Origin of the sequence: Blautia sp. 1033sp1_1033st1_G9_1033SCRN_220408 (assembly GCF_040929965.1) — a bacterium.
GTDB lineage: Bacteria > Bacillota > Clostridia > Lachnospirales > Lachnospiraceae > Blautia_A > Blautia_A ammoniilytica.
Genome location: NZ_JBFKZO010000013.1, coordinates 25,841 through 41,803, shown reverse-complemented (window position 1 = coordinate 41,803; position 15,963 = coordinate 25,841). Strand labels below are relative to the sequence as shown.

General features: G+C 41.9%; 15 protein-coding genes and 1 tRNA gene. 13 read left to right on the top strand and 3 right to left on the bottom strand.

All coding sequences use genetic code 11. From position 1 onward, the window contains the following. The first annotated feature begins 151 nt into the window (after positions 1–151). Together AB5916_RS10725 and AB5916_RS10720 are read left to right on the top strand one after the other, a co-directional pair. Positions 152–224 (top strand) — tRNA-Thr (locus AB5916_RS10725). Between the two features lie 91 nt (positions 225–315). Further along, a complete protein-coding gene (locus AB5916_RS10720) occupies positions 316–1,983 on the top strand; it encodes a glutamine--tRNA ligase/YqeY domain fusion protein (RefSeq protein WP_368190747.1) in 1,668 nt (555 codons plus the stop codon). 55 nt (positions 1,984–2,038) lie between these two features. Here AB5916_RS10720 and AB5916_RS10715 read toward each other — a convergent pair whose 3' ends face one another. Then, positions 2,039–2,416: a hypothetical protein gene (locus AB5916_RS10715; RefSeq protein WP_368190746.1), complete on the bottom strand. Its 378-nt coding sequence runs from the start codon at positions 2,414–2,416 to the stop codon at positions 2,039–2,041. A gap of 185 nt (positions 2,417–2,601) precedes the next feature. Here AB5916_RS10715 and AB5916_RS10710 point away from each other — a divergent pair, with 185 nt between their 5' ends. From AB5916_RS10710 to AB5916_RS10680, 7 genes are all read left to right on the top strand, one after another. Next, a complete protein-coding gene (locus AB5916_RS10710) occupies positions 2,602–3,192 on the top strand; it encodes a Maf family protein (RefSeq protein ID WP_158420695.1) in 591 nt (196 codons plus the stop codon). A 4-nt stretch (positions 3,193–3,196) separates the two neighbouring features. Beyond that, positions 3,197–3,862 (top strand): HAD family hydrolase, encoded by a 666-nt coding sequence (locus AB5916_RS10705; protein WP_368190744.1) that lies wholly within the window; start codon positions 3,197–3,199, stop codon positions 3,860–3,862. After that, positions 3,855–4,676, top strand: a complete 822-nt coding sequence (locus AB5916_RS10700) for an HAD family hydrolase (RefSeq protein WP_368190743.1) — start codon at positions 3,855–3,857, stop codon at positions 4,674–4,676. The genes AB5916_RS10705 and AB5916_RS10700 overlap by 8 nt, the downstream gene beginning before the upstream one ends. Positions 4,677–4,775: 99 nt before the next feature. Further along, on the top strand, positions 4,776–5,033 hold the full coding sequence (locus AB5916_RS10695) for a glyoxalase (RefSeq protein ID WP_158420659.1): 258 nt from the start codon (positions 4,776–4,778) through the stop codon (positions 5,031–5,033). A gap of 136 nt (positions 5,034–5,169) precedes the next feature. Then, positions 5,170–8,127 carry a hypothetical protein gene (locus tag AB5916_RS10690; RefSeq protein ID WP_368190741.1) on the top strand — a complete coding sequence of 986 codons (2,958 nt, stop codon included), beginning with the start codon at positions 5,170–5,172 and terminating at the stop codon, positions 8,125–8,127. A 192-nt stretch (positions 8,128–8,319) separates the two neighbouring features. After that, a complete protein-coding gene (gene htpG / locus AB5916_RS10685; RefSeq protein ID WP_368190740.1) occupies positions 8,320–10,389 on the top strand; it encodes a molecular chaperone HtpG in 2,070 nt (689 codons plus the stop codon). 313 nt (positions 10,390–10,702) lie between these two features. After that, positions 10,703–11,026, top strand: a complete 324-nt coding sequence (locus AB5916_RS10680) for a sporulation initiation factor Spo0A C-terminal domain-containing protein (RefSeq protein ID WP_158420662.1) — start codon at positions 10,703–10,705, stop codon at positions 11,024–11,026. A gap of 77 nt (positions 11,027–11,103) precedes the next feature. Here the strand turns inward: AB5916_RS10680 and AB5916_RS10675 are convergent, their stop codons facing one another. Continuing rightward, a complete protein-coding gene (locus AB5916_RS10675; RefSeq protein ID WP_173726463.1) occupies positions 11,104–11,607 on the bottom strand; it encodes a DUF5721 family protein in 504 nt (167 codons plus the stop codon). A gap of 168 nt (positions 11,608–11,775) precedes the next feature. Here AB5916_RS10675 and AB5916_RS10670 point away from each other — a divergent pair, with 168 nt between their 5' ends. Together AB5916_RS10670 and AB5916_RS10665 are read left to right on the top strand one after the other, a co-directional pair. After that, entirely contained in the window at positions 11,776–12,615 is an 840-nt protein-coding gene (locus tag AB5916_RS10670) for a DegV family protein (protein WP_158420664.1), read from the top strand. An 84-nt stretch (positions 12,616–12,699) separates the two neighbouring features. After that, entirely contained in the window at positions 12,700–12,960 is a 261-nt protein-coding gene (locus tag AB5916_RS10665) for a hypothetical protein (protein ID WP_158420665.1), read from the top strand. A gap of 296 nt (positions 12,961–13,256) precedes the next feature. Here AB5916_RS10665 and AB5916_RS10660 read toward each other — a convergent pair whose 3' ends face one another. Next, the gene (locus AB5916_RS10660; RefSeq protein ID WP_008705499.1) at positions 13,257–13,457 is read right to left on the bottom strand and encodes a cold-shock protein; all 201 of its coding nucleotides are present in this window, start codon (positions 13,455–13,457) and stop codon (positions 13,257–13,259) included. A 288-nt stretch (positions 13,458–13,745) separates the two neighbouring features. Here AB5916_RS10660 and AB5916_RS10655 point away from each other — a divergent pair, with 288 nt between their 5' ends. Beyond that, a complete protein-coding gene (locus tag AB5916_RS10655; RefSeq protein ID WP_158420666.1) occupies positions 13,746–15,041 on the top strand; it encodes a dihydroorotase in 1,296 nt (431 codons plus the stop codon). Then, positions 15,034–15,963, top strand: coding sequence for an orotidine-5'-phosphate decarboxylase (gene pyrF, locus AB5916_RS10650; RefSeq protein ID WP_158420667.1), 930 nt, complete (start codon positions 15,034–15,036; stop codon positions 15,961–15,963). Before AB5916_RS10655 ends, pyrF begins: the two co-directional genes overlap by 8 nt.

Here is a 15,963-nt window from a genome sequence, read left to right as displayed (position 1 = left end):
TTAATGTGCCAGGTAAAAATATGCGTGCCAGACAAAAAATATGTGTGTCAGGCATAAAAAAATATGCGTGTCAGGCAAAAATAAGTGTTGACAATTAACCGGTTCTCTGCTAATATAATTGACTGTGAGCGGCAAAAAGCTTGCAGTCAGTGCTGCTGTGGCTCAGTCGGTAGAGCGTCGCCTTGGTAAGGCGGAGGTCACGGGTCCGATTCCCGTCAGCAGCTTTAAAGTCCTTGATTTTCAAGGACTTTTTTTCTAAATAAAAATGCTTACAAGCGGGAAAAAGTAAGACCATTAGCAATAGGAGGGGAAAAGATGGAAAACGAAACCATTTCCAAGAATTTTATTGAGAATATTATTGATAAAGATCTGGCAGAGGGAGTTTATGATACTGTTCATACCCGTTTTCCGCCGGAGCCAAATGGTTATCTGCATATTGGCCATGCAAAGTCTATTCTTTTGAATTATGGTCTTGCTAAAGAATACAATGGTAAATTTAATATGCGTTTTGATGATACAAACCCGACCAAAGAAAAATCAGAGTTTGTAGATTCTATTAAAGAAGATATCCATTGGCTGGGAGCAGATTGGGAAGACAGACTGTTTTTTGCGTCTGATTATTTTCCACAGATGTATGAGGCTGCTGTAAAGCTGATCAAAAAAGGTAAAGCTTATGTTTGTGATCTGACTGCTGAACAGATCCGTGAGTATAGGGGAACCCTGACAGAGCCGGGAAAGGAAAGCCCTTACCGCAACCGTTCTGTAGAAGAAAACCTGAATTTATTTGAAGAGATGAAGGAAGGCAAATATGGTGATGGAGAGAAAGTACTGAGAGCCAAAATTGATATGGCATCTCCAAACATGAATATGCGTGATCCTGTTATTTACAGAGTTGCTCATCGTACCCATCACAGAACAGGAGACACCTGGTGTATTTATCCAATGTATGATTTCGCACACCCCATTGAGGATGCTATTGAAGGGATTACCCATTCTATCTGCACTTTGGAGTTTGAGGATCACAGACCGCTTTATAACTGGGTGGTAGAGGAACTGGAGTATCCCCATCCGCCAAAACAGATCGAGTTTGCAAAGCTGTATCTTACCAATGTGGTAACTGGTAAACGTTATATCAAAAAGCTTGTAGAAGATGGTATTGTAGATGGTTGGGATGATCCGCGTCTTGTATCTATTGCAGGTCTTCGCAGGAGAGGATATACACCTGAATCTATTAAGAAATTTGTAGAGCTTTGCGGTGTTTCCAAGGCAGACAGTTCTGTCGATTATGCAGCACTGGAATACTGCATCAGAGAAGATCTTAAGTTAAAAAGACCGCGTATGATGGCCGTTCTGGATCCTATCAAACTGGTGATTGATAATTATCCGGAAGATCAGATTGAATATCTGGATGCTCCTAACAATATGGAGAATGAAGCTCTGGGCAGCCGGAAGATACCATTTGGAAAAGAATTGTATATCGAAAGAGAAGATTTCATGATCGAACCTCCTAAGAAATACAAAAGACTTTTCCTAGGAACAGAGGTACGCCTGATGAATGCATACTTTGTCACATGCACCGGATTTGAAGCGGATGATGATGGTACTGTACGGGTAGTGCATTGTACCTATGATCCGGCTACCAAGGGAGGTAATGCACCGGATGGACGTAAAGTAAAAGGGACGATCCATTGGGTAGAAGCAACCCATGCAGGAAAAGTCCTGGTTCGTCTGTATGAGAACATTGTAGATGAGGAAAAGGGTGTATACAATAAAGAAGATGGTTCCCTGAACCTGAATCCGAATTCTCTGGTTAAAGCAGAGGCCTATGTGGAACCTGCACTGTTGGGAGCAAAGGGATATGACAGCTATCAGTTTGTGCGGAACGGTTTCTTCTGTGCGGATATTCATGATTCAAAAGAAGGGCAGCCTGTTTTTAACAGGATTGTATCATTGAAGAGCAGCTTTAAACTTCCAAAAGCATAAAGATAAATAGAAAGGGGATGCAGCCTGTATTAAAGGCCTGCATCCCCTGAATTATTTATTCCACAGGAATTTCGGTTGTGGTTTCATCAGCTGCATCTTCCTGGGGAGCATCAGTAGTCTTATCAGTTTCATTCTTTGCTTCCGGCTGGGAGTTGTCAGCAGTTGTGGCTTCGTCAGCTGTATCTTCCTGGGAAGCGGCTGTAACGTCATTTTCAGTTTCATCGTTTGGAGATGGTTCCCAGGACTGGAATGCTTCTTTAGATTCCTTTGCAGGCTTTTCTTCAGATTCGTCCTGATCAAAGTCTTCATCATCAAAATCAAAATCCTCAAGATCCGTGCGATTTTTCAAAAAAGCTGCAGCAATAGCACCAGCAGCAGCGGCTGTCAGGGCGCCAACAGCGACAAATCCCCAGTATTTATTAATTTTTGCCATGGTGATATACTCCTTTCATATTATGAGTAAAACCAAGTGATTAGATTACTCATTTCTAATGTGTCCATTGTAATACTTTTGTCTGAAAAAGAAAAGAAAAATATAAAAGAAGTTGCATGGCAGAAAGGGAGAGGGTATACTATAGCATGTTAAAAATCGAAGAAAAAGAATTTGCAGGAGGAATTATGGATAATATTATTCTGGCATCTGCATCTCCGCGCAGGAAAGAACTTCTGCAGCTGGCAGGAGTAAGTTTTACAGTACTTCCTGCAACAGGAGAAGAACAGATCAGTACAGATATCCCATGGGAAGCGGTGGAACAGTTATCCTTCCAGAAAGCACAGATGGTGGCTGAAAGCCATTTTTGGGAAGAGGGAACTCTGGTTATAGGAGCAGATACCATCGTTGTTTATCAGGAAAAGATACTTGGAAAGCCAAAAGATGCAAAAGACGCAGTACAAACACTGCTTTGCCTTCAAGGGAATACTCATCAGGTATACACAGGTGTGACAGTTTTCAAAAAACAGGCTGGCCAGTGGCTTACCAATACGTTCTGGGAATGTACAGATGTTACGTTCTACCCGGTGTCTTTGGAAGAAATCCAAGCATATGTAAAAACAGGCGAGCCAATGGATAAGGCTGGAAGCTATGGGATCCAGGGGGCTTTCGGGATTTATGTAAAAGAGATCAAGGGAGATTACAATAATGTGATCGGCCTTCCTGTTGGACGGCTTTTATACGAAACGAAAAAAATGGGGATAAATCTGAAAGGATGAGATTATGAGAAAAGCGTGTATTTTCGATCTGGATGGAACACTGGCATTTACACTGGATTCAATGGCGACTGTGGCTAATCAGGTGCTTACAGAATTGGGACTTAGAGAACTTCCTACTGAAAAATTTAAATATTATTGTGGGGACGGGGCAGATATGCTGGTTCGCAGATGTCTGGAAGATGCAGGAGATCCTCAGCTGGACCATTATGAAGAGGCAAGAAAAATGTACAGAGAAAGGTTTGACCAGGATCCACTTTATAAGGTTTCTGTATATCCGCATATGATGGAAGCTTTAAATGCGTTAAAAGAAGCTGGGGTTAAAATTGCTGTTTGTTCTAACAAGCCACATGTTGCTTCTGTAAAAGTGGTAGAGGAACTGTTTGGGGATCTTTTTGATGTGGTGATCGGACAAAGCTCCCAGATTCGCAGGAAACCTGCACCGGATGAACCTTTAAAAGCAGCACAGATCATGAATGTAAAGCCAGAAGAATGTATGTATTTTGGAGATACTGGCACAGACATGCAGACAGGAAAAGCGGCTGGCATGCTGACTGTGGGTGTGCTTTGGGGATATCGCACAAAAGACGAATTGATTGCAAACGGTGCAGATCTTCTGCTTGAAACACCGAAAGATATATGGAAAATTTACAGGGAGAAAAAAGATGATTAAATTGATCGCAAGTGATCTGGACGGAACTTTGCTGCTAAACGGAGCGCAGGATCTGCCAGAGGAAATGTTTGATCTGATTCCAAGACTGAAAAAAGCGGGGATTCTTTTTGCTGCTGCCAGCGGAAGACAGTATGCGAATATGAGACGTCTGTTTGCCCCGGTTGTATCAGATATGGCGTTTATATGTGAAAACGGTGCATTGGTGGTAAAAGATGATAAGATCCTGTATCAGGAGACCTTTGACTCAGACCTGATGAAAGATATCATCCAGGCAGTAAATGAAAAGGAAGGTGCAGAATACTCTTGCTCTACAAAAGATTTTTACTATATTCAGCCGAAAACAGAGGAATATTACAATCTGCTCAAGAATGTGGTGAAATGTGACTGTAAGGTGATCAAAGGTGTGGAGGAGATCACGCTTCCTTGTTTGAAAATGGCAGTATATGAGCCGGCAGGGGTTACAGATGAATGTATAAAATACTGGCAGAACCGGTTCAGTGATCGCTGCAAGGTTGTGACGTCAGGAACGGCATGGATTGATTTTATACCTTTTCAGACGAATAAAGCCATTGGGTTGCGAGCTTTACAGGATGTGTATGGCATTGCAGCAGATGAGTGTATGGTCTTTGGGGACGAATACAATGATATTGAAATGCTTCAGGCAGTAAAATACAGCTTTGCCATGGCACATTCCAAGCCGGGGGTACGTGCTTCGGCAGATTTTGAGGCAGAAAGAGAAGAGCCGGTGTTGGAGGCTATTCTTCAGTCGGAGGGAAATATAGAGAAAATTCCCCTTACTCCGGCGAGAAGATAATTCCATGCAAGCAGGAGACACAACTAAATAGAAAACACAACTAAAAACTAAATAGGAAACACAACTAAATAGGAAACTGAACAGCAGGAGGAAAATAATATGTATACAGAAGAATGCATTAACATATTTCTGAAAAAACAGGGACAGCTTTTTGATGAACCAGTAGCAGAGAATCCGGAAGAGGCAGAGGCTTTTCTGGAAGACTGCATGGCGGTTGTGGTAGATTCCATCAAGGATGTAAAAGTATATCTGTCCGGAATGGGCGCAGATGTAGATGGACTTTCAGATGAAGAACTGGAAGAAGAAAGTGAAGTTTTTCCTCTTCCTGATGGAACATATTTGATCGTAGAAGGGTGAAACTGTCAGGTAAATCCATTTTACATGAAGAAAAAAAAGTCTGCTATAATACATATAGAAAATAAAACAGCAGATATATCCGGATCAGAATTAGTGATATGATTTGCCGGACATAAAATGTAAAGGAGGATGGCATATGAAACCCAAAAAGATTTTATCTGTTCTAATGGCAATGCTTATGGCTCTTTCGTTACTTCCGTCACTTGTATTTGCATCGGAAGCACAGGCTGTGAAGCTTGATGGAAAGCTGAAGATCAAAGGAACAGCTTCTGTGGGAAGTGTGCTCAGAGCAGAGTATAAAAAGGTAATTCCTGAAGGGATTACAGACGAGGATGTTACATTCCAGTGGTCAAGAAAGACTGGAGATGAACTGACTGAGGTGGGTAAAGAGAAAACGTACACCCTGGTACAGGAAGATATGGGCAACAGGATCCAGCTTAAGATCACAGGAAATGAAGAACTTGGTTTTACAGGTGAATTAAAGGCACTTAGTGTGGAGGTTGTGGCAGAGGGTGAGACTCCTGCTCCGGATGAGGATAATGAAGATGACCTTACGCAGCAGGATGTACAGATTCCGGAGGCTGCAGGCGAGGGTGCTTCAGACGCAGACGTAGATGTTCAGGGTGATACCCAGGATACAGACATTCCGGAGGCTGGGGATGATACCCAGGATGCAAATATTCCGGAGGCTGGGGATGATACCCAGGATACAGACATTCCAGAGGCTGGGGATGATGCCCAGGATGCAAACATCCCGGAGGCTGGAGGAGATACCCAGGATACAAATATTCCAGAGGCTTCTGATGACGGCACTACGGGAGCTGCCCAGGATATTCCGGCAGATACAGACAACAGTGCGATCCAGATCAATAATGAAGAGACTCTTAATATTCCGGAGACTACAGATGCAGATGCTCCGGAACTGACATACAGTGCAGAAGTATCTATGGATAACAGCACTGGTGTACTTGATTTTGGCAGTGCAGAGGCAGGATATACACAGCTTCCTGGTGAGCAGTATGTGACTATTACTAACACAGGCACAGGCGATTTGAATTTCACCAGTGTTTCACCAGAGCACTTTATGGTACAGGATATTACAGAGCCTTTGAAAGCAGGGGAATCTGTAAATGTATGGGTTCAGCCAAGAGAGGGTATACCGGCTGGTATTTATAAGGACACGATCACCTATACTACCGAGGAAGGTGCACAGGCTTCCTTTGAAGCAGATTTCACAGTGAATGAAGCAGCTCAGGTAACAGATGGAAATGGTGAGGATACAAATGCACCACAGGATCAGCAGAAAACTGATCCGGCACCTTCTGTGACTTCAGACGTGCCTGCAGGAACAGCCCTTACATTTGATCCTGTTACAGCAGGATATACAGAACTTCCAGCAGGGAAGACTGTAAGCTTCAGCAATCAGGCAGGCACAGCAGAGGCACAGCTTAAGGCAGTGCTTGACGCAGGTGCACAGGCAGCTTTTACAGCAGCATTTTCAGCAGATACCTTAGCAGTAGGCGCAACGGAATCTTCAGTATTGACAGTTCAGCCAGTAGCTGGTCTTACAGCAGGTACTTATTCCGGTAATGTGACTGTACAGGTTAATGGAGTGGATTTTGCTACCTATCCTGTATCCCTTACAGTGAATGCACCGGCAGCAGCGAGTCTGGCAGCAGATCCGGCAAGCGGAAGTACTCTTGCATTTGATTCTGTAAAAGAAGGATATGCAGCAGCACCAGATGCAAAGTCTGTTACAGTAAGCAATTCAGGAAATGCAGCAGCGAATCTGACAGCTGTTCTTGATGAGGCAGGACAGAATGCATTTACTGCAGCTCTTTCACAGGCTTCTATAGCAGGTGGGGAGTCTGCTATTCTGGCAGTTCAGCCGAAGATGGGGTTGAAAGCTGGTACCTATACAGGTCAGGTGTCTGTATTGAATGACGGAAATGTTGTATTCACATATACATTTTCTTTGACGGTGGCACCGGCAGATGTATTTGGATTATCTGTAAATCCCAGCATAGTTGATTTTGGTACTGTGAAAGCCGGTTATACAGAAGCACCACAGGCTGGCACAGTTACTGTAAAGAATGAAGGTAATACAACCATCAATCTGAAGCAGCCAACAGGCGGTGATTTTGAGGTGGGTGCTCTTTCAGCAGTGACACTTGCACCAGGTGAGAGTGCAACCTTTACTATAAGACCTAAGACAGGTCTTGCAGAAGGACTGTTTGATCAGGATATTGTAGTAGCAAGCGATAATTCCCAGACAAGTGTAAAGGCAATCCTTACAGTTGCAAAAGCAGAGGTTAAACTGACAGGGATTACCAAACCTTCTCAAATTACAGGGCTTGCCAATGGTACGAAGAAATCCGCTAAGGCTCTGAAGCTTCCTGAGACTGTTGTCATCAGTACTACAAATGGAAAGATGAAAGCATCCGTTAAATGGGATGTAAATGGCAGCTCTTATGATCCGGACAGTACAGATGCACAGACATTTACTGTAAAGGGAACAGTGACATTACCTAGTGGTGTGACCAATCCTGATCAGATCAGCACTATTGTTTCTGCAAAAGTAAGTGTGAATGGACGTTCTGCAGTGCTTGCAGACCCATCCGGAAATACTATTGCAGGGATTGATCCTAACGCAGCTTATACTACAGCGACCAAGATCACCGTCACAGCAAATGGTGCAGGTATGAATAATACCGATCCTGGAACCGGAGATACCAGATATATTCCGGCAAGCTGGAAGGTTCTTGAAGAAAGAAAGTGGGAGCAGGCTCCTTATTCAGCTACATTCAGAATGGCTAAGGCAGGAAGCTATACTATGACAGTTGTATTCAATCAGCAGAAATACGATGGAAGTAACTGGGTAAATACAGGTGCACAGGATGCTAAGCAGGTCAACTTCAATGTTTCACAGGCAGATGGCCAGGATCTTACCCCGGCAGCGAACCGTACAGATGCTAACCAGAAAAATGCAGTACGTACCGGTGATAACACACCGATCATGACATTTGTGATTATTCTGGTGGTTGCAGTGATCTGCATCATTGGTGTAGTTGTTTACAGAAAAAAGAAAAAATGATTTCATAATATAGTGATGTTGTCAGCAGGCTTTTTAGGGAAGCTTATTATTCCCTAAAAAGCCTGCTGTTTTATGAAACAAAGCCTGCTGTTAGCACTCAACTTGCATGAGTGCTAAATTTTTCTTGACTTTTGAAAAGAAGAGTATTAGTATATATTGCATAAGAGTAAAAATCAAAGGAGAGTGATCTACATGGCTGAAAAGCATGGTAGTTTATCAATTAACAGTGACAATATTTTTCCAATTATAAAGAAATGGTTATATTCTGATCATGATATTTTTGTCAGGGAACTGGTTTCCAATGGCTGTGATGCAGTGACGAAGCTGAAGAAACTGGATGTAATGGGCGAGTATACATTGCCGGATGATTACAAGCCGGAGATCCATATTATTGTAGATCCGGAAAAGAAGACCCTGAAGTTTATTGATAATGGTCTTGGTATGACTGCAGATGAAGTAGAAGAGTATATTACACAGATAGCCTTTTCAGGCGCTACCCAGTTCCTGGAGCAGTATAAGGATAAGACTACAGATGATCAGATTATCGGTCATTTTGGACTGGGATTTTATTCTGCATTTATGGTTGCAGATGAGGTTCATATTGATACTCTTTCTTATAAAGAGGGCGCCACAGCTGTACATTGGACATGTGATGGCGGTACAGAATATGATATGCAGGATGGGGATAAGACAACAGTTGGTACAGAGATCACACTGTTCCTGAATGAAGAGAGCGTAGAATTTGCCAATGAATATCGTATGCGTGAAGTACTTCAGAAATATTGTTCCTTCATGCCGGTAAATATTTATCTTGCTAAGGAAAATCAGGAGCAGGAGTACGAAACCATTGATGAGTCAGAGCTTCGTGAGGATGATGTAGTTGTTGAGCATATTCATGAAGATGCTAAGACTGAAGAGAAAGAAAATGATAAAGGAGAGAAAGAGGTTGTCGAAGTTTCTCCTGCAAAGGATAAGGTAAAGATTAACAAACGTCCAGTATCCTTAAGCAATCCCCATCCACTGTGGATGAAGCATCCAAATGAATGCACAGAGGAAGAATACAAAGAGTTTTATAGGACTGTATTTATGGACTACAAGGAGCCATTGTTCTGGATCCACCTGAATATGGATTATCCCTTTAACTTAAAAGGTATCCTGTATTTCCCGAAGATCAATACAGAGTATGATTCTATCGAAGGAACCATCAAGCTTTATAATAATCAGGTATTTATTGCTGATAATATTAAAGAAGTGATTCCAGAGTTCCTGCTTTTACTGAAAGGTGTGATCGATTGTCCGGATCTGCCTCTGAATGTATCCAGATCAGCACTTCAGAATGATGGATTTGTACAGAAAATTTCTGAATATATTACCAAAAAGGTTGCAGACAAATTGACTGGTATGTGTAAGACAGACAGAGAATCCTATGAGAAATACTGGGATGATATCAGTCCATTTATTAAATTTGGCTGCATTAAGGATAATAAATTTGCAGATAAAATGCATGATTACATTCTGTTCAAGAATATTGACGGAAAATATCTTACATTGAAGGACTGCATTGAAGAAAATAAAAAAGATCAGAATGTTGAAGAGAAGGCTGAAGATACAAAAGAAGCAGAAGAGAAGAAAGAAGAAACTTCTGATGATAAGAAAGAGCCGGAAAAGACAACGATCTTTTATGTGACAGATGAGATCCAGCAGAGCCAGTATATCAATATGTTCCGTGAAGCAGGCAAAGATGCTGTGATCATGAAACATAATATTGATGCTCCGTTTATCACTCATTTGGAGCAGAAAGATGAGCATGTACAGTTTAAGAGAATTGATGCAGACCTTTCTGAAGAAATGAAAGAAGATGCTGCCATTGACGAAGATACAGTAAAGAAGCTGACAGATATCTTCCGTACAAGCCTTAAGAAAGATAAATTGGAAGTAAAGGTTGAAAAGCTGAAAAATGCGGGTGTTGCAGCAATGGTTACTTTGTCTGAGGAAAGCCGCCGTATGCAGGATATGATGAAAATGTATAATATGTATGGCATGGATCCGTCCATGTTTGGAGGTCAGGAAACCCTAATCCTGAATGCAAACCATCCGCTGGTACAGTATGTGGCAGAGCATACAGATGGGGAGAATACATCCATGATCTGTGAACAGCTGTATGATCTGGCAATGATGAGCCATAAACAGCTTTCACCAGAAGAAATGACAAAATTTGTTAAGAGAAGCAATGATATTCTGCTGAAACTGGCAGAAGCTTAATAAAGCCGTAAGAAGGTCGCTGTCTGGTACAAGATATATTATATCTGTACCAGAGACAGCGATTTTTTTTATCTCAGTCGAGAAGATTCCCGCTTTTTTCAGGTGGTGAGTAACAGCAAGCTCGACTTGAAAAAAAATTATAAAAAATATATATATTTTTCCGGAGTTGTTGTGTATAATATTAATGGGTTATTGTTGTAATTCAGATGATTCTTTCAGATAGAATCCAGAAAAGTGTAAGAAAAGCCGTATTGTATCACTGTGTGAACCAAGGTAAGAAGTAAAGGAAACATTGTTTTACAGGAGGAGAGTTATGAGAAAGGTTTACGGCTTGATTAGAACACTTGGAGCTACTTCAAAGTATAAAGGTTATTATTTTGTTGCAGAAGCAGTGAAATTGTCAATGGGATTCGCAGAAAAGCCTGTACGGATCACGAAAGATGTATATCCCTGTCTGGCACGGAAATTTAAGTCCACACCTGTAAATGTGGAGCATGATATACGTACCGTTATTAATATATGTTGGGAGAACAACCGTGAAAAGATACAGGAAATTGCAGGTTACACTTTAGAGTATAAACCTACAAACAGTGAGTTTGTCGATATGTTGGCATATTATCTGAAAGAGCAGATCTGACAAAGCATATGTGAAAGATGACAAAGGATGAAGAAGAGCTGAAACAGGAGTCGGAATGGCGAAACTGACTCCGGAGATTACATCTCTTCAAATATGATTTGATGCTGGGAAAAAAAGTCCAGTACCATACCGTCCCATAACTGTTCCAGACGTTTGTCTGGAATAAATGTGTTGAAAGCTGTCCCTGTTGTACATAGCAGGATTTTGTTTTTGAACTGAAGATTCAGATAAAGTCCACTGATGGCAGAAGGGGCAGCAGAAAGGCTGGCCTGAGCCGCAAGAGCCTGTGTCTGAGTTTTGGACAGCTGAAGAACGATCTTGAAAGAAAGAGGCGTGCGTTTGCCACGGATCACGGACCAGCAGAAAGGTCTTGTTTCTTTCCAAAGGGAGTAGGTGCGCCCACTTTTCTGGAGTATCTGAAGCTGGTCACTGTCCAGAAAATCTGTATGCAGTTTCCCATCAATAGAAAATGTATTATAAGTTGTAATCTCAGCCTGGTTCAACCAGAATGAATCAAATACTTCTCTTATAAATAGTTTGTTCGTAAAATCTCGAAGATCTGTTATTTTTAAAGCAATCATTGAAAATCCTCTGTTTCATAATATGTAAGATACCTATTCCCACATCATTATAAACGAAAATAAAAAAAAAGGATAGAGTTTTCTAAAAAGACTTTTCAAATACAATATGATATGCTAATATAGATGTGGTATTCAATACTACATATTATGGAAAAGAGGACGATATAATTGAGCTATAAGATTGTGATAGATAGTTGCGGAGAACTTTTAGATGAATGGAAGCAGGATACCAGATTTGAATCTGTCCCTCTTACTTTGACTGTTGGAAATGAGAATATCATAGATGATAGTACTTTTGACCAGGCGGATTTTCTGAAAAAGGTGGCTGATTGTCCGGAATGTCCAAAGTCAGCCTGCCCATCACCGGAACGATACAGGAAGGCTTTCGACTGCGATGCGGATCATGTGTATTGCGTTACTTTATCAGCTGAGCTGAGCGGATCCTATAACAGTGCAATGCTGGGAAGAAGTCTGGTGGAAGAAAAGCATCCAGGCAAGAAGATCCATATATTTAATTCTTGTTCTGCATCGGTTGGAGAAACCCTGATCGCATTAAAGATCCAGGAATGTGAAGAAAAGGGGATGGACTATAAGCAAACGATCGATACGGTAGAACATTATATTTCACAGCAGAATACTTTTTTTGTACTTGAGAATCTTGAAACTCTTCGTAAGAACGGGCGTCTTAGCAGGGTGAAGGCATTGGTTGCATCAGCACTGAAGATCAAACCTGTGATGGGTGCTACTCAGGAAGGTACCATATGTCAGCTTGACCAGGCAAGAGGTATGAATAAGGCTCTTGTGAAGATGGTAGAACACATTCAGGAAGTAACCACAGACAGTGTAAATCGGACATTGGCTATTTCTCATTGCAACTGTGCACAGCGTGCCCAGATGCTGAAGGAGGCTCTTGAGGAAAAAATGAACCTTAAGAAGATCCTGGTTCTGGATACTGCGGGAGTCAGCAGTATGTATGCCAATGATGGCGGGATTATTGTTGTTGTATAAGGTTTGAGGCTTTTCTTTTCTTTAAGAGTGTGCTATAATATGCAGAAATAATATTTTGCAGTGAGCATATAAAGGAGATAGATTATGAGCCAGAAAAAAGTGGATGCTTACAAAGCTGAAAAAGCGAACCGTGAAAAAATCATGAAAAAAGAAAAAAGGGTTCTTCGTCTTGAGAAGCTGATTGCCCTTGCGTTTTGTATAGTTGCAGTTGTATGGATCGGATTTTCTGTATACAGCAAGGTAAATGAAGGCAAAGAAGAAGTAGTGGTAAATACTGAGATGGATACTTCCGCTCTGGATGATTACCTTTCCGGGATCGCTACTGACGCTGCTGATGCAGAATGATAATTGCCTGCTGATCGGATAGCAGCAATACCAGCAGAGCTTTGATACAGGCTGTAATGCGAATAAAGTTTTAATTGTGAAAGTACTGAACAATTACGAAATTATAAAGGATAGTGGATATGACAGAGATTTCTGCCGATTCCACTATTCTTTTTGGCTTTTATGCAATATATTTTTTGTATCCCGGATAACAAAAAGTCCCCGGAAATCCGGAGACTTTTGCTGCTATCAGAAAATATTAAAATTCTCTTTCTGCTGTTGGTCAGTACTCAATAGTATACAGGGTACAAAATTAATTATAATTTTGTAACGTTAGCAGCCTGCATTCCACGAGCTCCCTCGGTAAGATCATAAGTTACAGCCTGACCCTCTTCAAGAGATTTGAAGCCTTCACCGTTGATTGCGGAAAAATGTACAAATACATCAGCACCGTCTTCACCTGTGATGAATCCGTAACCTTTTTCAGCGTTGAACCATTTTACAGTTCCCTTGTTCATCTTGTTACCTCCATAAAAATAAAAAGTTAAAAGCAGTTCTGGCGAAAAAAATCACCAGATTTTACAGACTATATCATGTAATCATATAATCTCTAAAAACTAGTGATGATTTTACATTAATAATCCCTGACATGGTTTGATTATATATCCGGTTTTTCTAAATGTCAAGGATTAATAAGAAAAAGGGCTTTATTAAATGGTATTTTTCGTGTATTATGTAACTTAGAGTATTTTGGAATAACTCTGTGAATGGAATGAAAACAGGCAACTCAGAAGGGAGAGATCTGAATGGGTGTTTTGATCCGTGGCGGTCGTGTGATCGACGCAGCGACAAATACCGATAAAGTGATGGATTTATACCTGGACGATGGTGTGATCCAGGAGATTGGCGAGAACTTGCAAAAAGCTGATGCAGGGGATCGGGTCATTGATGCGGATGGGCTGGTGGTAATGCCAGGCATAGTTGATCTTCATGTACATTTCCGGGATCCAGGCCAGGAGTATAAAGAAACGATTGAGACAGGATCCAGGGCTGCAGCCAGAGGCGGAGTGACTACTGTGGTGACAATGCCCAATACCACACCGGTGATTGATGAGCCGGATCGAGTAAGGTATGTACAAAATAAAGCTGCACAGCTTTCACAGATCCATGTGCTGCAGGCTGGAGCCATGACCAGAGGAGAACAGGGCAAAGAGCTTTCTGATATTAAAGGAATGGCAGATGCAGGAGTACCGGCTCTTTCCGAAGATGGTAAATCTGTAATGGATGCAAAGCTTTGCAAAGAAGCCATGACAATAGCAGCAAGATGTGATCTGCCGGTGCTGGATCACTGTGAAGATATTGACCTGCGTGGGAACGGGTGTATGAATGATGACGAGAATGCAAGAAGACTTCGGCTTCCAGGCATTAGCAATGCAGTAGAAGATGTGATCGCTGCAAGGGATATTATCTTGGCATGCGAGACAGGAGCCAGGCTGCATCTCTGCCACTGTTCCACCAAGGGGACAGCTTTTATGATGAAGGCACTGTCAGAGGCTGGGATCACCAATGTAACCGCAGAGGTGTGCCCTCATCATCTGATCCTGACATCTGATGATATTCCATCTGATGATTCTAATTATAAGATGAATCCACCCCTTCGCAAGAAGGAGGATGTGGAGGCTTTACGTGAAGGATTGAAGGAAGGATATATTCAGGCCATCAGTACAGATCATGCACCTCACAGCCAGGAGGATAAGAATGGATCTATGAGAAGTGCGGCATTTGGCATTGTAGGTTTGGAGACAAGTCTGCCACTGATTTATACACATCTTGTGGAAACAGGAGTGCTTACATTGGGCCAGCTTGTGGAAAAGATGTGCCTGAATCCGGCAAAAATCCTTGGTTTGGACTGTGGCACGATCCAGAAAGGACATCCGGCGGATGTGATCCTTGTGGATATAGAGCATCCTTATAAGATAGACAAGAATAAATTTGCTTCAAAAGGCAGGAATACACCTTTTGATGGATGGGAAGTAAAGGGCAGGGTTCTTTACACCCTGTGTGATGGAAAGATTATTTACCAGGAGGAAGATCATGATTGACAAGCTGATTACCAAAATCAAGAAAACAGGAGCACCAATTGTAGTAGGACTGGATCCTATGCTGAATTATATTCCGGAGCAGATCAAAAAAGATGCTTACCAGGAATTCGGAGAGACTTTGGAAGGGGCTGCAGAGGCAATCTGGCAGTATAATAAAGGAATCGTAGATGAGGTTTATGATCTGATCCCTGCAGTGAAGCCACAGATTGCTATGTATGAGCAGTTTGGTATTCCAGGACTTGTAGCATACAAAAGAACCATTGATTATTGCAAATCTAAAGGGCTTGTGGTGATCGGCGATATTAAAAGAGGAGATATCGGATCCACATCTACTGCCTATGCAGTAGGACATCTGGGCAAAGTACAGGTTGGAAGAAAGTCCTATGCAGGTTTTGATGAAGATTTTGCTACTGTAAATCCATATCTTGGAACAGATGGTGTAAAGCCTTTTGTGGATGTATGCAAGGAAGAGAAAAAAGGTATTTTTGTTCTTGTGAAAACATCCAATCCTTCCAGCGGAGAATTTCAGGACCGTCTCATTGATAAGCGCCCCTTGTACGAGTGGGTTGGCGAAAAGGTGGATCAGTGGGGCAAGGATGCTGTTGGTAAAGAGGGGTACAGCTATGTTGGAGCTGTCGTAGGAGCAACCTATCCGGAGATGGGCAAGGTTCTTAGGAAGCTGATGCCGAAAACCTTTATCCTGGTACCTGGATATGGTGCACAGGGCGGTAAAGGCAAGGATCTGGTTCACTTCTTTAACAAAGATGGACTTGGCGCTATCGTGAACTCTTCCAGAGGAATCATTGCTGCTTACAAGCAGGAGAAATATGCATCTTTTGGTGAAGAGGGATATGCACAGGCTTCCCGTCAGGCTGTGAAGGATATGATCCTGGATATTAGTACAGCGCTTGAGGGAAGATAG

Coding starts and splice junctions, on each gene's coding strand:
- AB5916_RS10665 (WP_158420665.1), top strand. CDS start 12,700: ATGAGCCAGAAAAAAGTGGATGCTTACAAAGCTGAAAAAGCGAACCGT.
- AB5916_RS10660 (WP_008705499.1), bottom strand. CDS start 13,457: ATGAACAAGGGAACTGTAAAATGGTTCAACGCTGAAAAAGGTTACGGA.
- AB5916_RS10700 (WP_368190743.1), top strand. CDS start 3,855: ATGATTAAATTGATCGCAAGTGATCTGGACGGAACTTTGCTGCTAAAC.
- AB5916_RS10690 (WP_368190741.1), top strand. CDS start 5,170: ATGAAACCCAAAAAGATTTTATCTGTTCTAATGGCAATGCTTATGGCT.
- AB5916_RS10675 (WP_173726463.1), bottom strand. CDS start 11,607: ATGATTGCTTTAAAAATAACAGATCTTCGAGATTTTACGAACAAACTA.
- AB5916_RS10695 (WP_158420659.1), top strand. CDS start 4,776: ATGTATACAGAAGAATGCATTAACATATTTCTGAAAAAACAGGGACAG.
- AB5916_RS10680 (WP_158420662.1), top strand. CDS start 10,703: ATGAGAAAGGTTTACGGCTTGATTAGAACACTTGGAGCTACTTCAAAG.
- AB5916_RS10710 (WP_158420695.1), top strand. CDS start 2,602: ATGGATAATATTATTCTGGCATCTGCATCTCCGCGCAGGAAAGAACTT.
- AB5916_RS10705 (WP_368190744.1), top strand. CDS start 3,197: ATGAGAAAAGCGTGTATTTTCGATCTGGATGGAACACTGGCATTTACA.
- AB5916_RS10715 (WP_368190746.1), bottom strand. CDS start 2,416: ATGGCAAAAATTAATAAATACTGGGGATTTGTCGCTGTTGGCGCCCTG.
- AB5916_RS10720 (WP_368190747.1), top strand. CDS start 316: ATGGAAAACGAAACCATTTCCAAGAATTTTATTGAGAATATTATTGAT.
- AB5916_RS10655 (WP_158420666.1), top strand. CDS start 13,746: ATGGGTGTTTTGATCCGTGGCGGTCGTGTGATCGACGCAGCGACAAAT.
- pyrF (WP_158420667.1), top strand. CDS start 15,034: ATGATTGACAAGCTGATTACCAAAATCAAGAAAACAGGAGCACCAATT.
- htpG (WP_368190740.1), top strand. CDS start 8,320: ATGGCTGAAAAGCATGGTAGTTTATCAATTAACAGTGACAATATTTTT.